Origin of the sequence: Kitasatospora sp. NPDC058048, from assembly GCF_042885555.1 — a bacterium.
Lineage (GTDB): Bacteria > Actinomycetota > Actinomycetes > Streptomycetales > Streptomycetaceae > Kitasatospora > Kitasatospora lactacystinica.
In genome coordinates this window covers 251,944-272,025 of sequence record NZ_JBHVRT010000009.1, presented here as the reverse complement: position 1 = coordinate 272,025, position 20,082 = coordinate 251,944, and the positions used below count along the sequence as shown (strand labels likewise).

General features: G+C 72.7%; 24 protein-coding genes. 1 reads left to right on the top strand and 23 read right to left on the bottom strand.

The window, feature by feature from the left end; genetic code table 11:
- Positions 1-118 precede the first annotated feature (118 nt).
- The 6 genes from ACFVVA_RS13090 to ACFVVA_RS13065 form a co-directional block, all read right to left on the bottom strand.
- Positions 119-622: a hypothetical protein gene (locus tag ACFVVA_RS13090; protein WP_387688746.1), complete on the bottom strand. Its 504-nt coding sequence runs from the start codon at positions 620-622 to the stop codon at positions 119-121.
- Positions 623-699: 77 nt separating this feature from the next.
- Complete coding sequence (locus ACFVVA_RS13085) at positions 700-1,245, bottom strand: hypothetical protein (protein ID WP_387688744.1); 546 nt, start codon at positions 1,243-1,245, stop codon at positions 700-702.
- A gap of 56 nt (positions 1,246-1,301) precedes the next feature.
- Positions 1,302-1,832 carry a hypothetical protein gene (locus tag ACFVVA_RS13080; protein ID WP_387688742.1) on the bottom strand — a complete coding sequence of 177 codons (531 nt, stop codon included), beginning with the start codon at positions 1,830-1,832 and terminating at the stop codon, positions 1,302-1,304.
- A 59-nt stretch (positions 1,833-1,891) separates the two neighbouring features.
- Positions 1,892-2,566 carry a hypothetical protein gene (locus ACFVVA_RS13075; protein ID WP_387688740.1) on the bottom strand — a complete coding sequence of 225 codons (675 nt, stop codon included), beginning with the start codon at positions 2,564-2,566 and terminating at the stop codon, positions 1,892-1,894.
- Complete coding sequence (locus tag ACFVVA_RS13070) at positions 2,563-3,042, bottom strand: hypothetical protein (RefSeq protein WP_387688738.1); 480 nt, start codon at positions 3,040-3,042, stop codon at positions 2,563-2,565. The genes ACFVVA_RS13075 and ACFVVA_RS13070 overlap by 4 nt, the downstream gene beginning before the upstream one ends.
- A gap of 121 nt (positions 3,043-3,163) precedes the next feature.
- A complete protein-coding gene (locus tag ACFVVA_RS13065) occupies positions 3,164-3,487 on the bottom strand; it encodes a hypothetical protein (RefSeq protein ID WP_387688736.1) in 324 nt (107 codons plus the stop codon).
- A gap of 415 nt (positions 3,488-3,902) precedes the next feature.
- Between ACFVVA_RS13065 and ACFVVA_RS13060 the strand changes: the two genes are divergently transcribed.
- Positions 3,903-4,406 carry an AAA family ATPase gene (locus ACFVVA_RS13060; protein ID WP_387688734.1) on the top strand — a complete coding sequence of 168 codons (504 nt, stop codon included), beginning with the start codon at positions 3,903-3,905 and terminating at the stop codon, positions 4,404-4,406.
- On the opposite strand, the gene ACFVVA_RS13055 is transcribed toward ACFVVA_RS13060, so the two are convergent.
- From ACFVVA_RS13055 to ACFVVA_RS12975, 17 genes are all read right to left on the bottom strand, one after another.
- Entirely contained in the window at positions 4,387-5,535 is a 1,149-nt protein-coding gene (locus ACFVVA_RS13055; RefSeq protein WP_387688732.1) for an IS630 family transposase, read from the bottom strand. The genes ACFVVA_RS13060 and ACFVVA_RS13055 overlap by 20 nt on opposite strands.
- Before the next feature lie 91 nt (positions 5,536-5,626).
- On the bottom strand, positions 5,627-5,947 hold the full coding sequence (locus ACFVVA_RS13050) for a hypothetical protein (protein ID WP_387688730.1): 321 nt from the start codon (positions 5,945-5,947) through the stop codon (positions 5,627-5,629).
- A gap of 42 nt (positions 5,948-5,989) precedes the next feature.
- Positions 5,990-6,499 carry a hypothetical protein gene (locus ACFVVA_RS13045; protein WP_387688728.1) on the bottom strand — a complete coding sequence of 170 codons (510 nt, stop codon included), beginning with the start codon at positions 6,497-6,499 and terminating at the stop codon, positions 5,990-5,992.
- 83 nt (positions 6,500-6,582) lie between these two features.
- Positions 6,583-7,746: a DnaB-like helicase N-terminal domain-containing protein gene (locus ACFVVA_RS13040; protein ID WP_387688726.1), complete on the bottom strand. Its 1,164-nt coding sequence runs from the start codon at positions 7,744-7,746 to the stop codon at positions 6,583-6,585.
- A gap of 2 nt (positions 7,747-7,748) precedes the next feature.
- Positions 7,749-8,567 (bottom strand): hypothetical protein, encoded by an 819-nt coding sequence (locus tag ACFVVA_RS13035; protein ID WP_387688724.1) that lies wholly within the window; start codon positions 8,565-8,567, stop codon positions 7,749-7,751.
- Between the two features lie 86 nt (positions 8,568-8,653).
- Complete coding sequence (locus ACFVVA_RS13030; RefSeq protein WP_387688722.1) at positions 8,654-10,093, bottom strand: DNA cytosine methyltransferase; 1,440 nt, start codon at positions 10,091-10,093, stop codon at positions 8,654-8,656.
- A gap of 658 nt (positions 10,094-10,751) precedes the next feature.
- Complete coding sequence (locus ACFVVA_RS13025) at positions 10,752-11,585, bottom strand: hypothetical protein (RefSeq protein ID WP_387688772.1); 834 nt, start codon at positions 11,583-11,585, stop codon at positions 10,752-10,754.
- A gap of 68 nt (positions 11,586-11,653) precedes the next feature.
- Positions 11,654-13,420 carry a type IV secretory system conjugative DNA transfer family protein gene (locus ACFVVA_RS13020; RefSeq protein ID WP_387688770.1) on the bottom strand — a complete coding sequence of 589 codons (1,767 nt, stop codon included), beginning with the start codon at positions 13,418-13,420 and terminating at the stop codon, positions 11,654-11,656.
- Between the two features lie 143 nt (positions 13,421-13,563).
- Positions 13,564-14,184 (bottom strand): hypothetical protein, encoded by a 621-nt coding sequence (locus tag ACFVVA_RS13015; protein ID WP_387688721.1) that lies wholly within the window; start codon positions 14,182-14,184, stop codon positions 13,564-13,566.
- 14 nt (positions 14,185-14,198) lie between these two features.
- A complete protein-coding gene (locus ACFVVA_RS13010) occupies positions 14,199-14,645 on the bottom strand; it encodes a hypothetical protein (protein ID WP_387688719.1) in 447 nt (148 codons plus the stop codon).
- Positions 14,642-15,472 carry a hypothetical protein gene (locus tag ACFVVA_RS13005; RefSeq protein WP_387688717.1) on the bottom strand — a complete coding sequence of 277 codons (831 nt, stop codon included), beginning with the start codon at positions 15,470-15,472 and terminating at the stop codon, positions 14,642-14,644. Before ACFVVA_RS13005 ends, ACFVVA_RS13010 begins: the two co-directional genes overlap by 4 nt.
- The gene (locus tag ACFVVA_RS13000) at positions 15,469-16,011 is read right to left on the bottom strand and encodes a hypothetical protein (RefSeq protein ID WP_387688715.1); all 543 of its coding nucleotides are present in this window, start codon (positions 16,009-16,011) and stop codon (positions 15,469-15,471) included. The genes ACFVVA_RS13005 and ACFVVA_RS13000 overlap by 4 nt, the downstream gene beginning before the upstream one ends.
- A gap of 134 nt (positions 16,012-16,145) precedes the next feature.
- Positions 16,146-16,637, bottom strand: a complete 492-nt coding sequence (locus ACFVVA_RS12995) for a hypothetical protein (protein ID WP_387688713.1) — start codon at positions 16,635-16,637, stop codon at positions 16,146-16,148.
- Positions 16,638-16,649: 12 nt separating this feature from the next.
- Complete coding sequence (locus tag ACFVVA_RS12990; protein ID WP_387688711.1) at positions 16,650-17,147, bottom strand: hypothetical protein; 498 nt, start codon at positions 17,145-17,147, stop codon at positions 16,650-16,652.
- Between the two features lie 39 nt (positions 17,148-17,186).
- Positions 17,187-17,774: a hypothetical protein gene (locus ACFVVA_RS12985; protein ID WP_387688709.1), complete on the bottom strand. Its 588-nt coding sequence runs from the start codon at positions 17,772-17,774 to the stop codon at positions 17,187-17,189.
- Positions 17,775-17,812: 38 nt separating this feature from the next.
- On the bottom strand, positions 17,813-18,853 hold the full coding sequence (locus ACFVVA_RS12980) for a hypothetical protein (protein WP_387688707.1): 1,041 nt from the start codon (positions 18,851-18,853) through the stop codon (positions 17,813-17,815).
- 148 nt (positions 18,854-19,001) lie between these two features.
- Entirely contained in the window at positions 19,002-19,952 is a 951-nt protein-coding gene (locus ACFVVA_RS12975; protein WP_387688705.1) for a hypothetical protein, read from the bottom strand.
- Positions 19,953-20,082 lie beyond the last annotated feature (130 nt).

Below are 20,082 nucleotides of genomic sequence, written 5' to 3'. Positions count from 1 at the left end.
GAGCCGAACTCGACTGCTGATGCCGAGCCAACCGCGGTAGCCCACGCGGGTTCGAGTGCGATCCCGTCCAGGAATCTCGGAACCTGCGCGCTTCACAACGAACCGATGCGAAGGCCGGTCATCGCGACGCCTTGACTCGGGTGCCCGTCGGCAGGGCCCTCGTGTGCGGCGCGACGGCGATCGGAACGCCTGCGGGAGTTCGCCGGGCGAAGACGGAGCGCACCCGGGCGGCGCCGGCCCGCAGGCCGCTTCGGGCGGCGGCGCGCTCGGCGGCCAACTGCAGGCCCGTGGCGGCGCGGTCCAGGACCAGCTCGGACCGCCGCAGTGCCAGGTGGTGTCCGCTTGGATCGGCGGTCCACGTGGAGCCGGTGGCGTGGTCGTGCCAGATGCTGCGGTTGGCGGCGCCGAGGTGCTGGTCCACCTCGGCGAGCCCCAGGGCGGCGTCCCGCAGGGCCATTCCGGCGGAATGGGGCGCCGTGCCGGGAGGGCGGGACGCGGTGAGGTCTGCCGCGAGCGCGACGACGGACAGGTGGATCTGGCGCAGTGCCTCGATGTGCGCGGGCACCAGGTGCAGGGCGGCCGGTCGACGTAGGGCGTCGAGGCCGGTTCGGGCGATGCGCACGTGTTCGGCGGCACTGGACAGGGAGGCGGACAGGTGGGATTCGGGGGAGGGCAGGGACGGACTCCAGGAGTGGGGGATCAGAGCCGCTTGGTCGTGGAGGGGCAGGCCGCGGGCTGGTGGTCAGGGTGTGCGGCGTCGGGACCGGTGCGGTACGTGCGGGCGAAGGCGGAGCGCAGGCGGGCGGCTGCTCCGCGGGCGGGGCGGCCGGCCTCAGCGACGGGGCGGGTGGACTTGACGGCCGATCGGGGCGCCGGGCCGTTGTCACGCAGGTGGAGGGCGGCCGTGGAGAGCGTCTGGGCGGCTTCCCGGTACAGCCACTGGGCGTGCTGGCAGGCGAGGGGCGTCGGTGCAAGCTGGTGGGTGTCGGCGAGTTCGAGGACCTCGCTGACCCGCTGCAGTGCCACCGCTGACATCGAGACCGCCCGGGTGGTGGCCCGCCGTTCGCGGCGGGCGGCGGCGGCCTTCTCGGGCGCGGCGAACGCATCGCCCGGCGCCAGGGCGGCGTCGGCCAGTCGGCCGTGGAGCAGACGCAGGTGGACGAGCTGTACGCCGACGGTGCCCGGGGCGGGCAGAGGGCCGTGCGCGTGTACGCCGGGCCACGAGGTGGCGACCTCGTCGAGCATCGCCGCGAGCTCCCACGCGGTGGGGTGCGCAGTGGACAGAGCAGGGCTCCTGGGGGTCAGTGGCCCCGGCGCAGCGGGATGACCGGCGCCGTGGGGGTGGCGGGTTCGAGGTGGCTGGTGCTCGCGGGCTGGGCGCTGACGATCCGGGACCGGGCGGCGGCGGCCGCGGCCTGCGCTGTGCGGCGCTGGTGCAGTTCGTCGGTGTGCAGCGGGACCACCGGTGCCGGGGCTGTGTCGGTGAGCAGGTCGGCGACGGTGCCCAAGTCGCGGGCGGTATTGGCGGCGAGGGCGTCGGCGTCGGCGATCGCCTGCTGGACTCCGTGGGCGCCGCCCGGGTCGAGGAGCCGGGTTGCGGCACCGGCCACGGCAGCCAGGGCCTCACCGGTGCGCGAAGCGGTGGCGGCGAACGCGGCGAGGGCAAGGCGGTCGGCCTTGGGGTCGGCGACCTGGAAGAGGTACTCGTCCGACGCCTCGGCGGCGATTGCCACCAGGTGGGTCATCGGCCATGCGGCCTGGGAGGGGTGGTCGGTGATGCCGGGAAGCGTGCGGCGTACAGCCTCCAGCCGATCGGCCAGCGATCGCATCACGGCCGTGGGGTCGGTGTCGTTCAGCGCACTCCGATCGTCAGGGGGGGGCACGGCGGGGGTCACCGGCGAGGGGCTGCCGGGGGTGGTGATGCGGCGGGCGAGGGGGGCCGGGAGACCACCCGGGAGGCCCCGGCCCGCCGCGCTACCGTGTCGGCTGTCTCCTTGAGCACTGAGGCCTGGCCCCTGGCTTTCGCCCGGGCGGCGACCGCCCGGGCCGCAGGCTCGGTGGGGTCTGCCACACCCTGCTGTTGCTGCTCCAATTCGCGCGCGCGGACTCTGCCGAGCCCGGTGCGGAAGCGGCGGATCGTGGCGATGACCTGGGTGAGATCCGTGTCGGCTGCGGCGAACTGGGCCGAAACGCGCAGGTCCAGACCGGCGGCTTGGAAGTGCGAGCGGTACGTGCTGCGAGGCCTGCTCTGGCTGGCCAAGTCGCAGGCATCATCCAGCAGTTCGGTGAGCTTGTGCAGGACGGGACTGGTGCGGGTGGCGGCGAACGCGGGGCCCCAGTCCTCGCCGTAGTTCGCCGCCGCCGGCCCAAGGCGGTGGGAGAGCTCGGCACGCAGCCGGGACGCGAAGGTGATGTAGTCCGCCAGGGCGCCGATGTCCCGCGCCAGCAGATCCGGCCATTCGGCCCGCGGCCGTCTCGCGGTCTGGCGAAGGCCGCGGCGGATGACGGCGAGGCGCTCGGCGAGGTCGGTCAGACGCTGGACGTCCTCCTCGCGGATATCGGTCATCGGCGGCGGCCCGCGGCTGTGGCCGGCTGGCCGACGGCAGAGGCAGGCACCGCGGCGCAGACAGCGGGTGCACGCCTGGACCGGGGGGCCGGCGGCGCAGCAGCGGCCGGCAGCCGTCCGCTCAGCATGACCAGCTCGCTCCCCGCGGCGACGGCGGTGTTGCGTCCCTCGGTGACCGCGCACAGCATCTGGTAGCCCAGGCGCCGCTCCCGTTCGACAGCCTCGGCGTCGTCTCGTCGAGCCGGAGGCCCGTCGTCGAGGAGGATGGCCAGGGCATGGGCGAGGTGATGGTGGACGGTGGCGGCCCGCGCCCGCCCGGTGCGGAAGGCCGATGTCACCGCCGCCAGGCGTACCGGGTCCTGGGCCGGTGTGGAGCCGGCGAGGTCGTGCATCCGGGTCGAGCAGTGCCGCAGCACGGTCCTGGCGTTCTCGCACTCCTCGGTGACGGCCTTGACCATGCCGGAGCGGCCGGTCACACGGGCTGTCCCGTCGAGAGACTCCGCGATGAACGTGAAAACGGAGGCCATCTGCGCCAACTCGGCTTCGTAGTCGCGGGCTTGGGTTTCCGGTCGGGGAATTGGTGGCTCCTGGATGGGACTAGCGGCGGTGTGCTGCGGCCGGGGCGGGGGCTGCGACAGAGCCGGCCGACGGGGTGGTGAGCGAGGTGGGGGAGGGCGCCCCGGCGGTGCGGGCGAGGGCGGCCCGGCTGCGTACTGGGGGCAGGGCGGCGGCGCCGCGGTCCGCGCGGGCCTGCTGGCGGAGGGTGTCGCCGGCGTCGGTGAGCGCGAGCCGGGTATGGGACAGCGAGATGTTCAGCTCGCGTTCGGCCCGCTCCCGGACGGCTTCGGCGTTCGGGCTGTTCAGGCCCGCGACCTCATGGAGGCGAGCGGACATGGCGACGGCACGGCTGATGGTGGACATCGCCCGCCCTACCTCGGCGCCGGCGTCGGCCAGTGCGCGGGCTGTGGCCCGCCGGGTGCTGTCGGCACCCGGTGACGACGCCAGCACGTCGGCGGTGGCGATCAGGTGGGTGTACCGGTCGCTGATGTGGCCGACGTGCTGGGCCAGCTCGCGGACACCCGGAGGGCCTCCCTCGCGGTAGGCACCGGGCAGGGCGGCGGTGACGACATCGAGATTGTCGGCAGCTGCCCGTAGCCGGGTGGCCTCGGGGCTCGGAGGTCGGGGAGAACTCGTGGAGGGCAGGGCTGGACTCCTTCGAAGGGGCTAGTGCTGTGACCATGAAGGTTCGCCGGGTTGGTCGGGCTGCGGCGGGGACCGCTCCAGCGGACGCGCTTCTCGCCGCAGAGGCGGCGTGTTTCGGCGCTAACGTGGCTCCGTGACGCAGCGAATGAGCACGGTGGTGCTGATGTGTGGTCTTCCGGGAGCGGGCAAGACCACCTATGCGATGGAGCTGGTGCGACGCGGTTACGTTCGGCTCTCGATCGACGAGGCGGTCTGGCAACGGCTCGGACAGCGGGACGCCGGCCTGGTGCTGGAGACGGAGGCGTTCGACCAGCTCAAGGAGGAGGTCCGCCGCCAGCAGCGGCAGGAACTGGTCGAGCTGATGTTGGCCGGGCGCGACGTAGTGGTGGACTACAGCTTCTGGAGTCGCGCCGCCCGCGATGATTACAAGGCACTGGCTGAGAGCCACGGCTGCCGCTGGGAACTGGTCCACCTCAAGGCCGACCGGACGACGCTGGAGCGTCGCCTCGCGGTCCGGAACGGTGAGGAGGGTGCCAACTCCGTCACCGTGGATGAGAAGCTGTTCAACCGCTACGTGGCCAACTTCGAAGAGCCGAATGGAGAGGGCGAGCAGGTCTTCATGCAATCTTGGAGTTGAAGACCTGAAGCTGTGCGACGGGGAGGGGACGCCCGCCCCAACGCAGGCCCTTCTCGCTGTGGATGCGCGCGCGCTCGCGGCGTTGGGCGGCGAGGACGTCGGGGTGGCGGGCGTTGGCGTTGCGCCAGCGCAGGTAGGTGTGCAGCGCGCGGGTCTGGACGGTGTGGTTGGGGTGGTTCGAGTTCGCGAGGGTGAACTGCCGCAAGGGTCCGAAGTGCGCCTCGATCGGGTTGGCCCAGGAGGCGTTGGTCGGGGTGAAGCACAGGTGGACGTTGTTGTTCTTCGCCCAGCGCAGGATCTTCTTGCCGTTGTGGGCGGAGAGGTTGTCCAGGATCACGTAGACCGGTGCGCCGTCCGGGCGGGCTGCCCGGATCGACTTGAGCGCGGCCAGGGTGTTGACGGTGCCCTTGCGGCGGCGGTTGACGCCCCACAGTTTGTCATCGCCGACCGAGTAGCAGCCGTGGAAGTAGGTCACGCCTTGCGTGCGGTGGTAGGTCGCCGGGAGTCGGTCGGGTCGGCCCTGCTCGGCCCAGCAGGTGCCGGCGGTGGGGCGGATGCCGAGCGGGCCGAACTCGTCGAACGCGAACGTGCGGTCGGGGAAGTGTTCCAGGACGTGCTCGATCCGGTCGAGCTTGGCGTCGAACTCGGGGTCGGTGGACTCCTTCCATGTCTTGGTGCGTTGGAAGGTGATGCCTCGTCGGGTGAGCAGGCAGCGCAGGGCCTCGCGGCCGATGCGGATCACCCGGCCGTGGACCCGGCGCAGGTAGATGAGCAGTTTGCGGATGGACCAGCGGGTGAAGGGCTGGTCGAGCTTGGTCGGACGGGTGGTGGCCGTCTGGACGACGAAGTCCTCGTCGTCAGGACTGAGCAGGCGGGGACGGCCTCCCGCCCAGCGAGGGTCCAGGCAGGCCAGGCCGATCTCGTTGAACTTGTGGATCACGTCCCGCACTGTGTCCTCGTCGGCCTGGACCAGCTGGGCGATCACCGGCACTCGGTTGCCGCCGGCCGAGGCCAGCAGCATCATCGCCCGCCGGTAGCGCACCGAGCTGGTGCTGCCCCGGCGCACGATCCGCTGTAACTGCTGGCCCTCCTGGTCGGTCAATCGACGCACCTTGACCGGCTCCGCCACCTTGCCTCCCCCACCAGATCGGATGTCCGCCCACATCCAACCGGTTCAGGCGCTCCCACCGCCAACCCGGCGAACCTTCTCGGTCACGGCACTAGCGGGAACGGGTTGGGGTGGGCCGGGTGGGAGGTTCGGCGAGCCGGACGGGGCGCGGGAGGGCATGGGGGGAGGAGCGGACCGTGGTGCCGCGAGCGGTGGCGGCTACCGCGCGGTCGGAGGCCGGGCTGGTGCCGGCACGGCGCACGGTGAGCAACTGCTGGGTTCCGGCGTCGGGCGGGGCTGCCTCGACGACCAGGTCGCCCGGGCGAAGACCCGCGGCGCTGACCCGGATGACCTCGGCGCCCCGGCCGTGCCAGTCGGGCAGCCAGCCCAGAGACTGGAGGGCGTCCTCCAGCGTCATGGCGTGGCTGTCCATTTGGGTGCGTAGGGCCGGCTCTGAGATCTGGCTGAGCCGAGCTCAGTCCGGCAGGCCCATCCGGCGGCCGAACGCCGCCCACGGGGCGCCGCCGCCGAGGCCGTTGCGGTGGAAAGGCTCCTCGGTGATCGCCTGGCGGGCGGACCAGCAGGCGTCGATCCGCCTGTAGATCGTGGTCGCGGTCGCGTTGGCACGTGGGTCGACCGCCCACATGTAGACCGGCTTGGTCTCGCCGAACGCCGTCAGCGGCTGGTCGTCCCTGGCGGAGCCGGGGCCAAGGGCAAGGGCGTCCTCGATACTCAAGTCCTGTAGGGCGACGCGGCGGTAGAGCGTGTGGTAAGTGGTGCCGATCTGCTCCGCCCAGCCGCGCAGGGTCATGGTTCGGCCGTTGAAGATGTACTCGGGAAGCGTCTGGTCGTGCTTCTCGGTGCCGATGGCGCGCTCCGGATCCCAGCCGAGGGCCAGCCGGGTGCGCAGCGCCTCCTTCTTCACCATGCAGCGGGGATCGGCGGCCCAGGCGCGCAGGCTCTTGGTCTCGCCGAACGCCGACACCTGGCCGCGGGCGAGTTCCCAGTTGTAGCGGCCACGGCGGGTGTCCGGTGGCCTGACGGCGCGGGCGGGGTGTTCGGGTTCGGTCAGCGGGTGCTCCTGACAGGGGATCCGGGCGGCGCCGCGGCTTCGGCCGGGGAAGGGGAGACAGTGCCGCGCGGGACGGCGGCGGGAACGCGGCTGCGCGCGGCTGCGCGCCGGTCGGTCCCGCTGGGGATAGGGGTGGGGCCGGTGCGGAGCGGCGAGCCGTTGGAGGTGCGCCAGCGATCCTGGACGGCCTCGGTGATACCGAGAGCGTGCAACGCGCAGCCGAGCAGGCGAGCGGCCGGCAGGGAGGAGTCTCGGGCGAGGAGGCGTACGACTCCGGCCGATGCGGCACTCTGGCGCAGGACCGACGCACGCAGGACCCGCTCGCCCCAGTAATGCGGATCGCCGGTGAGGCCGTTGCGGGTGGCCGCGCGCACGCCGTCGGCCGTGATGGCGCCCGCGGCGATGGCACCCTGGCGCTGTGCCTCCCAGAGCACGGTCAGCGTGTCGACCGGCTCGCCTCGGCGGGCGAGAGCGGCCAAGGCCTGGAAGACGGCGCCGTGGCCGCGGTCGAGGAAGTCGCCCGGGCGCAACCACCGGACGATCTGCTGCAGCCCCTCGGGAGCTGCGGTGGCGGAGGAGAGCAGCGCGGTCTCGTGGGTCGCGGTCGTCTCGCGGACGGCGTCGGACAGTTCGAGCGGCCACGGGCCGGGCAGCGGACGAGGCCGCTCATCCAGGGCGCCCCAGAGGTCGGCCAGTTCGTGGAGGGCCTGGCGCAGCTCGCCGGTCAGCTCCAGCACGCCGTCCAGGTCGTCGGTCCGTGCGGCGTGCTGGAGCCGGTGCGCGCGTTCGTGGACCTGGCGGCGGATCGATGCCTCCAGCACCATCCTGGCGTAGGCGCGGGCGTGGCGCGGTTGCGGGCAGGCGGCGATCAGGATCGCGCCGTAGCTCGGGCTTAGTCCCCGGCTGGCCGTTCTCGCCGCGGTCTGTGCCCCCAGTGCGAAGTCTCGGAGTTGGTCGTCGTCGGCAGCCTCTGCCGCACCGGGGTGCCCGGCAGTCCGTTGAGCCAGCAGAACCTCGTACAGGGCGGCGTGGGCGGGACGAAGGAAGTGGGTCGGCGTCAACCATCGGGTAACCGAGTCGAGTTCCGTCGGCGCCAGGAGCAGCGCGCCGAGCAGGGCCTGTTCCGCCTCCATGTCGGGGGCGAGTCCGGTGGCGATCACCGTCACCGTGTCCGTCGCGCGACGGAGGCCGCGCTCTGGACCGGCGTGGCCCGGCCGCGCACGGGAGCGGGAATGCCGCGCGGGGCGAGCCCGGTGGCCGGGTCGGTGACGGGCAGCGGCGGGACGGTGCCCGCTCGTGCGTCGATCCGGTCGAGCCAGTGCCGGGCCTGCGCGAGGGTGTGGAAGCCGCCCTCCGTGATGGCGTAGGTGGTGCGCTTCACGGTGATGGTCTCCAACTGGATCACGAACCGGCGGCTCACGGCCTGCGGGTGCCGGTCGTGCAGCAGGACGAAGTTGGCCTCCCGTTCCCCGTTGAAGAACGACGGATAGGCCGAGTTGGAGCGCAGGATGCGGTAGCGGTCGCCGCAGCGCCGAACGCGGTCCTCGATCAACCGGGTGGTTCTGCCACCGGGGCGGGCGAGGCCGTAGTGCGTGCCGGAGTACAGGCCCTCCGTCCGGTACTCGGGAGGTTCGTCGTACGGATTCTCTGGCACGGGCCGGTAGCGGGCGACGGCACGCGGGTCGGCACCCCGTCCGACCAGCCAGTGTCCCGCCCATCCGAAGGTCGGCGTGGAACGGGCACGCACATGGCAGCGGCCGGTGTCCGGGGCGAAGGAGGCGTGGAGGCCGAAGGCGCGGTGAGTCCCGGGCGGCCCATTGGTCGTGTCCCAGTTGAAGCCGACCACGAAGCGTTCATTGCCCACCTGGTGGGAACTGACGACTTCGGTCAGCTCGGAGGCCAGAGTCACGAACTCGACGGCGGCCTCTGACCCCGGGTCGTCGGGGGTCCAGCCGCGCAGGGACTGGGCGATGTCGTTCAAGAGCCTCCTGCTTGAATCGGGGTTGTCGGGGTGCTCGCCAGCGGTGGCGCGGATTGGGCCGGGTTTTCCTGGCGGATCGGCCGCTGTCAGCGGGACGGCCTCGCCGGGCGCGCGAACGGCGCGGACTCCGGCGCCGCGAAGGCGTCGAGTCCCGGCAGTGCCGGCGTCGCGGAGACGATCGCGGCGCCCCGCCGGGCGTGGCTGGCTGCCACGGACCTGGCGGCGGCGGCCTGGCTGCGCGGGCCGTAGAGGTTCGCGAGGTAGCGGCGCACCGGGTCGTGCGACGGGCGGCGGACGAGTGGTCCCAGGACCCGGGCCGCCTCGGTGGGGGGCACGACATCGCCCGTCTGCTGGAACTGGGCCGAGGGTGAGCCGACCCATGGGTGGTCCGCCGGCATCCCGACCAGCAGCGCGACTTCCGCCAGCCCGAGCCGTCGCTGCGGATCGTGCGCCCAGTACGCGCTGCGGGAGCGGCCGGTGATGGCGGGGGCGGTCCGGTCCGCCGACCACTCGTTGCCGCCCGGGGTGGAGCGTTGCCCCCGCGTGTTGACCCGCACACCCGCCGGCCAGCCCAGGGCCTCGGCCGCGGTACGGGCCGGAACCGGGTCGCTGGGGTCCACGGCGTTGAACTTCACGTAGCGGTGGCGGGCGGCGACGAGGTAGGTGCGGCGGCGGTGGGAGGCGAGGCCGGCGTCCGCAGCGTCCAACTTCCAGTGGGCGGCGTCGCACCAGTCGGCCATCTCCAGCACCTCGCCGATCGCGTCCGTCACGATCGCCGGCAGCGCGCTGGACTGCTCCATCGCAAGCCATTGCAGGTTGTCGTAGCAGGCGGACAGGCTCAGCGCCCAGAGCGCGGACTCGGCCACGAGCCCGATGTCCGGGTCAGTCATCCTGGAGATGGGCTCGCGGGCGTCGTTGCGGGTGATCAGCGGGCCTGTCCACCCGCAGTTGCCGTCCCAGACCGGATCGGTGCAGATCAGGCAGCTGTCCGCCTCGTCGCACTCGCCGTCGTCGTGCCAGTGCCCGACCGTGGCCTCCAGCGCGAGGGGGAGCATGTCGAGCAGCAGCTCCAGGTTCTCGTAGGCGTGGCCCTGCCGGAGTCCCGCAGGGCTCCAGGTGATGCAGGGCGCGCTGACGATCAGGCCCTCGACGTACCGAAGAGCCGGGTGGGTGGGGTCGAGGTGGCGGACATCGGCGACGACGCGCCGAAACCCTGCAGCCCTCGCGGTGGCCGCTGCGTTCTCGTTCAGCTCGACGCCGACGACATCGAAGGGTGTGCCACCGTCAGCGAGGATCTGGAGACCGACCTCCCAGCCACCTGGTCCCGCGAAGAGGTTGACGATCCTCGGCGAGTCGCCGCGTCGCGGCGGGTACAGCCAGGAGACCGGCCAGGGGTGCGCGAGGGCGACAAGCTCCCGGTGGGACCAGGGGCCTATCTGCCGCAGCTGAGGGAACCACGCCGGATCCCCGGCCGAGGAGAGGTTGGGCCACCGGCGGGGCGGCAGGGTCGTGTACTCCTGGCGCATCACCGCGTACGGCCCGGTGCGGGCGCTGCCGGTGACGGTGCGGGAGACGGGCGAAGCGCCCCACCGTCTGCGCCCCTCACGGCGTCGGCGTGGCGGGCGATCTGCTGGAGACCGGTGACGGTGCCGTCCGGTAGTGCACGTGCCAGGTCCACAGGGGTGAACCACGAAGTCAGAGTCCTACCTCCAGGGTGAGTTGGGCGCGGTGCTACCGATCGTGTCGAGGTCAGCGGCCGTGTCGCTGCGGGGGTGGGCCCCGCTGAGGAGCCGCTTCGGCTCGGAAGGAGGGGGTCCAGGGCGTCCGGCGGGACGAGCAGGTGGCTGGAACGGGCGAGCGCCGGATGACGTCGGCCGGGTGTCGGTGCGAGCATCTCGGTTGCCAATTAGGCGAGTTCGGCGCCGATCGCCTCCAGGCGGTTCCTGGCCTTGGTGAACTTCCTGGCCCGGTCGTTGTCGTGCCGCTCCCACGGCCGGTCCTCGGCGAACTCGAGGAAGCGTGCAGCTGGGCGAACGCGCCGTCGTCGTGGTCGACGACGTGCACGACGACGGCGGCGAACTCGATCGGCCCCTCCGTTGATGTCACGAGGTCGGCCCCAGTGTGTGATGCTCGATCCGGGCGTTGTGGCTGGCGACCGATGGCCGACTCCAGAAGGAGGGTCGATCAGGACACGGGGTCGCCGGAGCGACAGGAGTACGGCGAGCACCCGTCGGCAGGGCCGAACTCGGCTTCTTCGGCGGCAAGCTGCTCCTCCAGGGCGAGCTGCTCGCGGCGGGTGAGCCGGTCGATGGGCGCCTCGTCCAGCGGCATCCGGGACCGGTGCAGGTAGGCCTGGCCGAGCAGCGGCCGGCCCTCGGCGTTGGCGCGGGCGTTGCCTGCGCGGATCTCGCGGTCGAACTCGACCACGTCCTCCCACCCCGCCGGGTCACCGTCGCGGATCGCCCGCCACTGCGCGTTGCCGTGGTACGGGCACCCCAGGCAACTGCTCTTCGGGGTGCTCTCCAGGCCGTGCTCGGCGAGCAGGCCCAGGCAGTCGCCGCGGCTCATACCCAGCTCGATCAGGGGGAACCGGTTGCGCGTGTATTTGACGTCGGCGTCCTTCGCGCGATGGAATTCATCGGTGCTGATGCCGATCCACTGTTCGGCGAAGACATCGGCCGGTATTCGTGCCGGATAGGGGTATCCGAGGATTTCCCGGACCTGCCGCTTGATGGGTTTGATTTTATATTCGCCGGTGCACTGACGGCGCGTCATCCCAGGCGAGCCATCCTGGTTCAGGATGTAGAGCGGCATGCTGGCGAAGCGGTGGGACGGGTCCAGGGCGTCGGCCCTGATATTACCCGAGGAAACTCGGAGGATGGGTATTCCGGCGGGTTCCGCTATTTCCTGCTCGACGCGGTCGAGGTGCTCGTAGACCTTCTTGGGCTCCCAGCCGGTGTCCGCGAAAATCGCGCAGTCGAGGCGGGGCAGCTCGCCGAGGGCGGACAGCAGCAGCAGGGTGGTGGACTGCACCCCGGCGCCCAGGGACAGGGTGCGCACGGTCGGGGTACTTGTGGCGGTGGTGCTCACGCGGCGGCCTCCGCATTGGCCTTGGCCCGCTCGGTGATCGCCGAGGTCTGCCGGGAGGAGGACTTGCCGATCACGTCGGCGCCGGGTTCCTTGTACCAGGGCCGCAGTTGGAGCAGCGCGGGCTTGATGCCGGTGGCGAAGAGCAGGGCAGAGCCCTTCTTGAGGGCGCGGATCTGGTCGGCAGGCAGGATCCGCTCCTGCCGCATCGAGACCGAGGTGGAGCGGCCGGAGTCGGACGTGGAGTGGGAGACGGTCTCGACGTCGTGGTCGCCGACGAGTCGGCTCAGCTTGTCGGCGAAGTCGGCGTCATCGATGCCGGAGCCGACGAGCTTGATCGTGGCGGCGGACCACATGGCGTCCATGCCGACCTCGCCCCAGACCCGCTGACCCTGTCGGTAGGACTGGAGGATCGTGATCGGGATGACCCCACGGGAGCCCAAGTGCGAGTACAAATCAGGTAGATCACCGATTTTGCAGACATTTGCCGCCTCATCGAGGACACACAGCAGCGGCGGGTCGAGGCGTCCGCCGTCGCGTTCCGCCTGGATGACCGCGGTGCGCATCACGCTGTCCGCGGCGGCGGCGATCAGTGCCGAGGCGCTGCCGCCGCCGTCCTTGCTGAGCAGGTACAGGGTGTCCTTGTGGCAGACGAAGTCGGCGGGCTTGAACTCCGGCAGGGTGTCGCTCGGGGTGACCCAGGCGGAGATCTTCGGGTCCAGCAGGCAGGCCGCGTACTGGCGGGCGGTCTCGAAGATGCCGTCCCGTGTCTCGACTGCGCCGCTGACGGTTCCCTGCAACTGGGCTGCGATGGCGGCGAGTTGGTGTTCCTTGAGGATGTCGATCGGGGTGCGGTCGGCGGGCTGCGCGAGCCAGCCGAGCACGTCGGTGATCGGGCGCCCGTCCGCGCCGGCCGCCAGGAACAGCGCGGTCAACGTGTTGGCGGCGGCCGTGGACCAAAAGTCACCCTGCTCGTTCTCGTCGACGGACGCGGTGACGAAGTGCTGGGCCAATCGTCTGGCACCGGGGAGGTCCTTGGCGTCGGCCAGCGGATCCCACCACATTGCCTGCTCGGTGTGGGCGATCTGCTGCGGGTCCATCGTCCACACCCGGCCCGCTGCGGACCGGGCGTCGAGCGTCACCGTGAACGCGTCGCCGGCCGCCTTGTTCGAGGTGAGCAGGACGGGACCGGGGGCGCGCAGGATCGACGGGACCGCGAGCGAGGTGGTCTTGCCGCTTCGGGGAGCCATGATCGCGACCGCGACGTCCTCCCAGGACGTGCGGACCTCGGGTCCGCCGTCGCCGAGGTTGCCGAGGAGGATGCCGGTGTCGTCGGGCTTGATGGACCCCGGCTTGCCGTCGGCGAGGCTCGGCCGAAGGCTTCTCGCCTTGGCCGAGACCTCCTTGGGCAGCAGGACGGCCAGGTCGCGGCTGGTGGCCAGCCCCGGGCTCTTCTTGGAGCGCTGGCGCTTGAGGACCAGGGCCGTGCCGGCGGCGGCCAGCGCGGCGAATAGCAGGCCGGGGATGATCCGGGTGCCGATCAGAACCTGGAGAGGGCTGAGAGCCGGCCACAGGCGGCCGGGGTGCAGGGCGGCGGCGACCGGCTGGTACGGCTGCCAGGGGCCGCTGCCGAAGCAGTAGTTGGTGAGGTTGCCGCCGACCCAGGCGAGGGAGCCGTAGGCGGCGAGGGCGAGGCCGGCGCCTATGAGGGTGTAGAGGACGGCGTCGGTGCCGGGGCTGGAGGAAGGGGCTTTGGGGGAGGGCAGAGAGGGTCCTTGCGGGAAGCCCGGACGCGGGGGCGGGGCGCGCGGGCGTAGGGAAGGCCGCAGTCATGGCGCGGCCCTGGGGACGGGCTGGCGGCGGCGCGGTGTGGTCACGCACTCGCGGCCGGAGCCGGGGAAACCGCTGGTCAGCGGGAGGGGGACACCGGTCGGTGCTCCGGGGCCCACGGCCGCGTGGCGGCCGCCGACGTGGCGGAGGCGACGGGTCGGCGCCCGGCGTGCACGGCCGAGGCGCGACGACGGCCGTGGTCGAGGTCCGCGAGCTGGCAGGCGGCGAGCGCCAAGGCGTGGTCGCGGTGCAGCTCCGGAGCGGTGGCGTCGACGCGCATCAGCGGGGCGATGATCCGGACCTCGTGGCTGTCGGTCCGCAGCGCGATCCACCGGCACCCGGCCGACGGGTCGCCGGGCGGCACGATGCCGGTGGCGGCCAGGACCCGGCGGGCGATGGCCGCCCACTGGGCGTCGGTCAGGCGAGGGGCGTCGGGGTGGTCACGAATGGTGCAGTGCCACACGTCGCGGCTCCGGCCCGGGCGCGAACCCTCCTCCGGGCGGTGCTCCCGGAGGATGGCGTTCAACTCCGCGGCGAGCACATCGAGCTCGGCAGTTCCCGGAGGTGGGAGTTCGGCGATCTCGCGCCAGGCGCCGACGACGCTCACCAGAGGTCCGCCGCCCGGCCGGCGCAGGGCACGGTGCTGCGCGGAGGAAAGCAGGTCACGGGTGCTCGCGTACCGGGTGATGGAAGGGATCAAGGAGGAACGTTTCTTCACCGCCCTCGGGAGCGGTGTGGTTCGGGTGTGAGCGGGTGCGCGGTGGGGGCGGGCGGGGCCTGTACTCGATCGGCGCCGGGGGCGTGGGTGGTGGTGCGCGCGGCGGCGGAGCGGATGCGGGCCGGGCCGGCGGTGAGGCCGCGGATCTGCGCGGGCAGGTCGGTGACGTCGGCACCGGCTTCCCAGATCTCGTCCGCGGCCCGGCCCAGCGGCTGCCAGAGGTACGCGCCGCCGGGCCGGGCCTTGGTCCACCGGCTCGCGGTCGCGACCACGTCGGACACCGCTTCGAGGGTGCCGCCGTCGCGGGTGATCTCCTGGAGCAGGCCGGCGACTTCGGCGGGGTCGGCGGAGTCACGGATCCGTGCGGCGACCTCGCGCAGGCCTGCGGTGAGAAGGGCGGCGGGAGGGTCCGGGGCCGGTTCTTCCTGCGGCAGCCGGTTCACCGCGTCCTGCCGAGGGTGGTGGCTGGAGCAGTGGGCCGGGTGGTGGCCTCGGACGGTGTCGCCGGGCCCGGAGTGCTGGAGGCGATGCGCGCGGCCTGGGACCGGTGGGCGAGGGCGGCGCCGGAAGGACGGCTGTACTTCCACGGCCACTGGCCGCCGATCGCGTAGAGCCCGCGGTCGTCCGGGATGACGTGTATCCGTCCGCCGTCGCCGTCGTACTCCTTGGGCCACGTGTAGACCAGCGAACCGTCCGGCTGGAACGCGGCTCCGAAGCCGACGCCGTCGGCGAGCATGTCCGCGACGACCTGCTCGGCGTCCCGGCGGGTGAACAGCGCGTAGCCGTAGGAGTCGGCATAGCCGCGACGGGTCGGTGCGAGGCCCGGCAGGGGCGCGCGGTCGGAGCCCTCGACCTGCCAGAGGTGGACGCGCTCGTTGCCGCGGATCTCGGGGCCCTCCCACAGGCTCTGCTCGGCGGAGAGGGCTGCGGCTGCGGCCTCGGCGGGGCCGGCGTGCCGGGCCATCAGCCGGGTCGCGGTGAGCAGGTGGAGCTGGGCCTCCTTCACGGAGTCGAGCAGCCGCTCCTCGATCCTGGTGGCCTCGCGGCCGATTTCGTGCAGGTGCTCGCTGCCCTCCTCGGGGCTGAGGGCCTGGTCCCAGGCGTCGAGGTCGACCCGGACGGCTGCGGCTGCCTCGGCGGTGAGCCGGAGCAGCCCCTGAGGAGAGAAGAGGGTTCGGAGCAGCGTCTGGCTCGGCCGGCCTTCGGCGGCGTCGAGCTGGTCGGCGAGGCCCCGAAGCCGCTGGGCGAAGGGCGGGCTGGGATGGGTCAAGCGCGGGTTCTCCGGAGGTCGGGGACGTAGGAACGGACGGAGGCGGTGGCGCCGGTGAGGACGGTTGAGGCGGTGCGCACGGCGGGGGACCGGTTGCGGGTGGCCGCAGCCCGGGCGGACATGGGGGTGCCGGACTGCGGATAGGCCACCTGTGAAGCGGTCCGCTGGATCGCGGCGAGGGCCTCGGCGCTCGCGTCGAGCCAGCCGGCGATCTCCTTGCGCTCGTGCGGGAGGCTGTCGGCGTCGCGCGCGGAGCTCGCTGCGGTGCGCAGCAGCTCGCGGGCTCCGTCGGCAACGTTGTGCGAGCCGGTGACCATCTGGGCTGCCACATCCGCGAGTTCGCGCAGGTCACCCATCCGGCCGAGCAGCCCGGCGAGTTCGTCGAGCGAGTCCCGCAGATCGGCGATGACCTCCAGCGCCTCCTCGCCGGTGGCGGAGAGCCGAAGCCGCGGATCTACCTCGACTTCGTACCCGGCGCACTCCAGCTGGCGGGCCGCTTCGCCGACCAGGGCACGGAAGACGAGCGGGCCTTCGGTCATGCTCAGGGACAAGGGCTGGTCGGCGGCACGAGGAGGGATGAAGCCGGTCTTCGTCAGGACCGCCCGGGCCGCGGCATCGGCACCGCTGGCACAGGCGGCGCCGAATTGGCCCGGCACGATGCGGGTCGGGCTGGTCAACGCCGTGTCGTGCGGCCGGGCGCGGTGACGATCGGCGCGGCGGGCACCGCGGCCGGCGGTTGTACGGGCCGCGGGGTGTGCACGGTCTGGGGTGCGGTGCGCTGGGCCGCGGCGGCCCGGGGTGAGCGGTCGGCAGTATTGGCGGGGAAGTTGAGGCCGAAGCCCCGCAGCCGGGTGGTGATCTGCTCCAGGTGCAGCCGTAGCAGGACGGTGGTGGCGCTGGCCTGGCCGAACTGCTCGGCGGCGCCGCGGGCGGAGGGTGCGGGGCTCGCGCCGCCGGTGGCCTCGGCTGCGCGTAGCAGGGCCTCCTCGATCTCGTGGAGCAGGGGTTCGAGCAGTTCGATGGGCCGGGCGATGTCGGCGGGGGCGGTGCTGTCGGCGAGGGAGTCGCCCAGGCGGCGCACCGCCCAGGCGGCGACGCGGGCGGCGACGCGGGCGGCTTCTGCGTCGTCGGGCCGGCTGTGGGCTAGCGCGGTGGTCAGGCTCACATCGCTCCCTGGCTAGAACGGGTTCTCGACGACGCGGTCGGCATCGGTGGCGGCGGTGAGCAGTTCCGGCAGGTCTCCGGGGGAGGCTTCGCGCTGGTCCACCCACCAGCCGGCGCGGTCGATCGTGCGGGCCAGGTCCTCGACCTCATGCCACCGTTCTTCAGTGAACTCGCCCTCGGCTACAAGGGTTTGGTAGGCGCCGGTCACGAGCTGGTGGCGGCAGCGCTCGCCCCAGGGCAGAATCGCCGCCGGGCCGGACAGCGGCGGCATCCGGTACTGCTCAGCCCAATCGGCGGCGACCTGCTGCTCCTCGGCGCGGCGGGCGGCGATCCAGGCCGCGCGCTCCTCGCCGCGGTCGCCTTCGCGCTGGGCGCGCCAGCAGTCGGTGCAGTCGCGTCCGGCGAGCCAGCGGGCGTACCCGGCTCGCCGGTCGGCCGGCCTGGTGCCGAGGTCGTGCTCGTGCTCGTGTCCGCAGGAGTGGGTGACCACCCACCGGGTCTTGACGGCCATATCGTCGGTTCTCCTTGGCAGTTGGATGGATCAGGGGAGTTACGGGTGCGCGGTCGGCGTGGAGCTGCGGGCCAGGACGGCAGAGACGAGTTCCAGTTGGACGGCGACGGTGTACCGGCCGTGGTGTAGGCGAGCGGCTGCCCGGGCGATGGCAAGGAGGTTGTCGTCCACGGCGCGGTCGGTGGCCGGAGCCCGGTAGAGGTCGAGGGCCGACACGTGCTGCCAGCCGGCCCGGGTGAGCAGCGGGGCCGGGTCGATCGGCAGGCCGTCGGCGACGGCGGCGACGATGCCCAGCTTCGGGTGCCGGCCGATCGCGACGTCGGGCTCGTCGTCGCTGCTGGGGCGGGCGGCGACACAGGTGTCGAACTCGGGGTCGGCGAGGACCCGGTGGCCCATGGTCCGCAGGGCGCGGACGGCAGTGACGGCCCGCTCCCGGCTGCTGTGCGGTGGTACGGCGAGGCGGAACGAGCCCAGGGCGGCCGGGTCGGGCTCGAAGCCGAGTTGCGGCAGGAGCGCGTCCGCGATCCGGAAGGCCATGCCGCTCGGTGTGGCCAAGACCGTGCAGGCCTGGTCGTTGCGGGAGATCGTGATGTCGAGGGTGTCGTCGCTCTCGGGGAATGCGGACACGTGGACTCCTCAACCGTCTTGAGCAGGAGGGGGTTTGGTCAGCGGGTGTGGATGCTGTAGGCCCGGCGCGGGTCGACGGGCTGAGCGGCGGCCTCGACCGGCTGCGTGGCGGTGACACGGCCCAGCCGCAGGCTGGTGGCGGTGGCTGCCTGGGCGCGGGCACCGAGTTCGGGTGCGACGGCTGGCCGGGCGGCCTGGGCGGTGCGGGTCGGGGCGGCGGCGGAGATCGTGGCGAGGTCGCGGCGGACCCCACCGAGGGCGGTCTGCGCATCGCTCAGGACAGCGGACACCTGCGCGGGGTCCAGGGCCTGCGGGTCGTCGCGCAGCTGCTGGCCGAGCGTGGCCAGGATCTCCTCGATCGCGCCGAGCGTCTGCTGCCGGTTGGTCAGCAGCGCGCCCATCCGGCTGTCCGCGCCGCCCCGGTCGGAGGCCGGAAGCAGCCGGGTGGCAAAGGGGTCGAGGCCTACCACCGGTTTCGGTGCGCTCGCCTCCTGCTTCGGCGCCGGGAAGACCCGGGTGGCGAACGGGTCCTGCGAGGAGTCGTACGTCTCGGCGGTGTCGGCGATCTTGACCAGGTGGGTGCGGAAGGCCCCGGCGGGTGCGCCGGGGGTGTGATCGGGGTCGAACTCCGCGTCCGAGGCGACGGTCAGCCCGGCCGCCCGCAGTTGGGCGACGGTGTCCGTGGCCCGGTCGATTCCGCCCGCTTCGGGCCGGGTCAGGGAGTACAGGCGCGGATGGTTCGCCACCCGGTAGAAGCCGGCCTTCGCCAGGAGCTGGGCTGCGGCCGGGCTGACCGTGCTCTGGGTGGCGGTGATCCCGTGTTCCGGATGGCGGCCGACGGTGACGTCGGGCTGCTGCCCGGCGGTCGAGGGTGGGGGCTGGGGCAGGACGCGGCCGGGGGTGATGACCTGGGCCCCCGGGGCAGTGGCAAGGGAGGAGAGCGAAGGGTGACCGGGGTGCGTGCCGGGGGTGTAGTCGAAGGAGGGGTCAGGGTGAACCTCGGCGCCGGCGGCGCGCAGGGCGGCTACGGTCTGCCGGGCGTGGAGGATCAGGCTGTCGGTCCGGCCGGTGAACGCCATGTTCGTGCTGCCGGGGATCGGGGTGAACCCGTAGTCGGCCAGCAGGCGGCGCTGGCGGTAGGTGGCGTGCTCCAGGCCGGAGGCGGCGACGCCGTGGTCGGGGTGGCTGTAGATGCGGATGGCGGGGCTGTCGCTGATGCGTGCTCTCCTAGAGCGTGGCGGCGGTGGAGGGTGCGGCGGTCAACGTCCGGGCGGCGGGTACGGCCTGGATGATCGGGCCGGCCGGCAGTCCGAGCGCGGAGACGGCGCTCGCCGCGGTCGCTCGGGCGCTGCGCGTGGTGATGATCGGCGCCTCAACGACGGCGCGGGTGTCGGCCAGCACGGACCGGACGGTGGACAGGTTCTCGGCCAGCACGGTCGTCTGGTGGCGGGCGATGCTCACCTGCGCGCCGAGCACCTCGCTCTGCTCCGGAGGGAGCCGGGCGACGAACTCCTGTGTGGAGTCGATCAGTTCCAGGAGATTGGGCAGTGCCCCGACCTTCGGATCGAGGGCGGTGTCGAGCACGTCGGCCACGTCCCGGCTGTCGGTGAGGCTGCGCAGGTTGACCGTTTCGACGGCGAGGTCCTCGGCGGCCTCGGCGAGCCGGTCGACGCCGGCCGGCGCAGTTGCGAGACCGACGGTGGCGACCTGCAGGCCCAGGCCCTGCAGGACCACGCTCGCCCGCGCCGCCGCTGCCAGGGCCTGGCGCTCGTCCGCGCCCGTGGGCGGTAGGTAGATGTCACGGTCGGGTGCGCTGCCGTCGTAGCGAAACCCGAACTGGCGTAGCACCTCGGGAACCAGGCCCTCGGTGGAGTCCGTCGCGGTCGCTGCGACGATTCCGTCCTCCGAGTGGCGGGCGAAGACCACGTCCACCCCGGCGAGCGGCATCGTCGGTGAAGTCTCCGGGGCGGGCGGGTTCAGCGAGTCAGCTTGGTGGAGCCAGGCCGCCTGGGCCGCGCGGGCGACGGCGTCCGGGCCGCCGAAGACGTACTCACCGTCCTGCGGGCCGGGAACGGCGCCGTTCTGCCTCAGGAATCGGTGTGCGCTTTCGCGAGCGTCGGGCCCGAGCCTGGCGGTGATGGCACCGTCCGGGCCCGGACCGAAGGAGATGTCGGACAAGGGGGTCCTCAGCTGTCGAAGTACGGGGGTGGGTCAGCGCCGGCGGCTCGTCGCGGCAGACGGGGGCACAACGGCGCCGGAGATCGGGTGCCGGCCGGGCGCGAAGTGCCGGGAGACCGCAGCGGTGCTG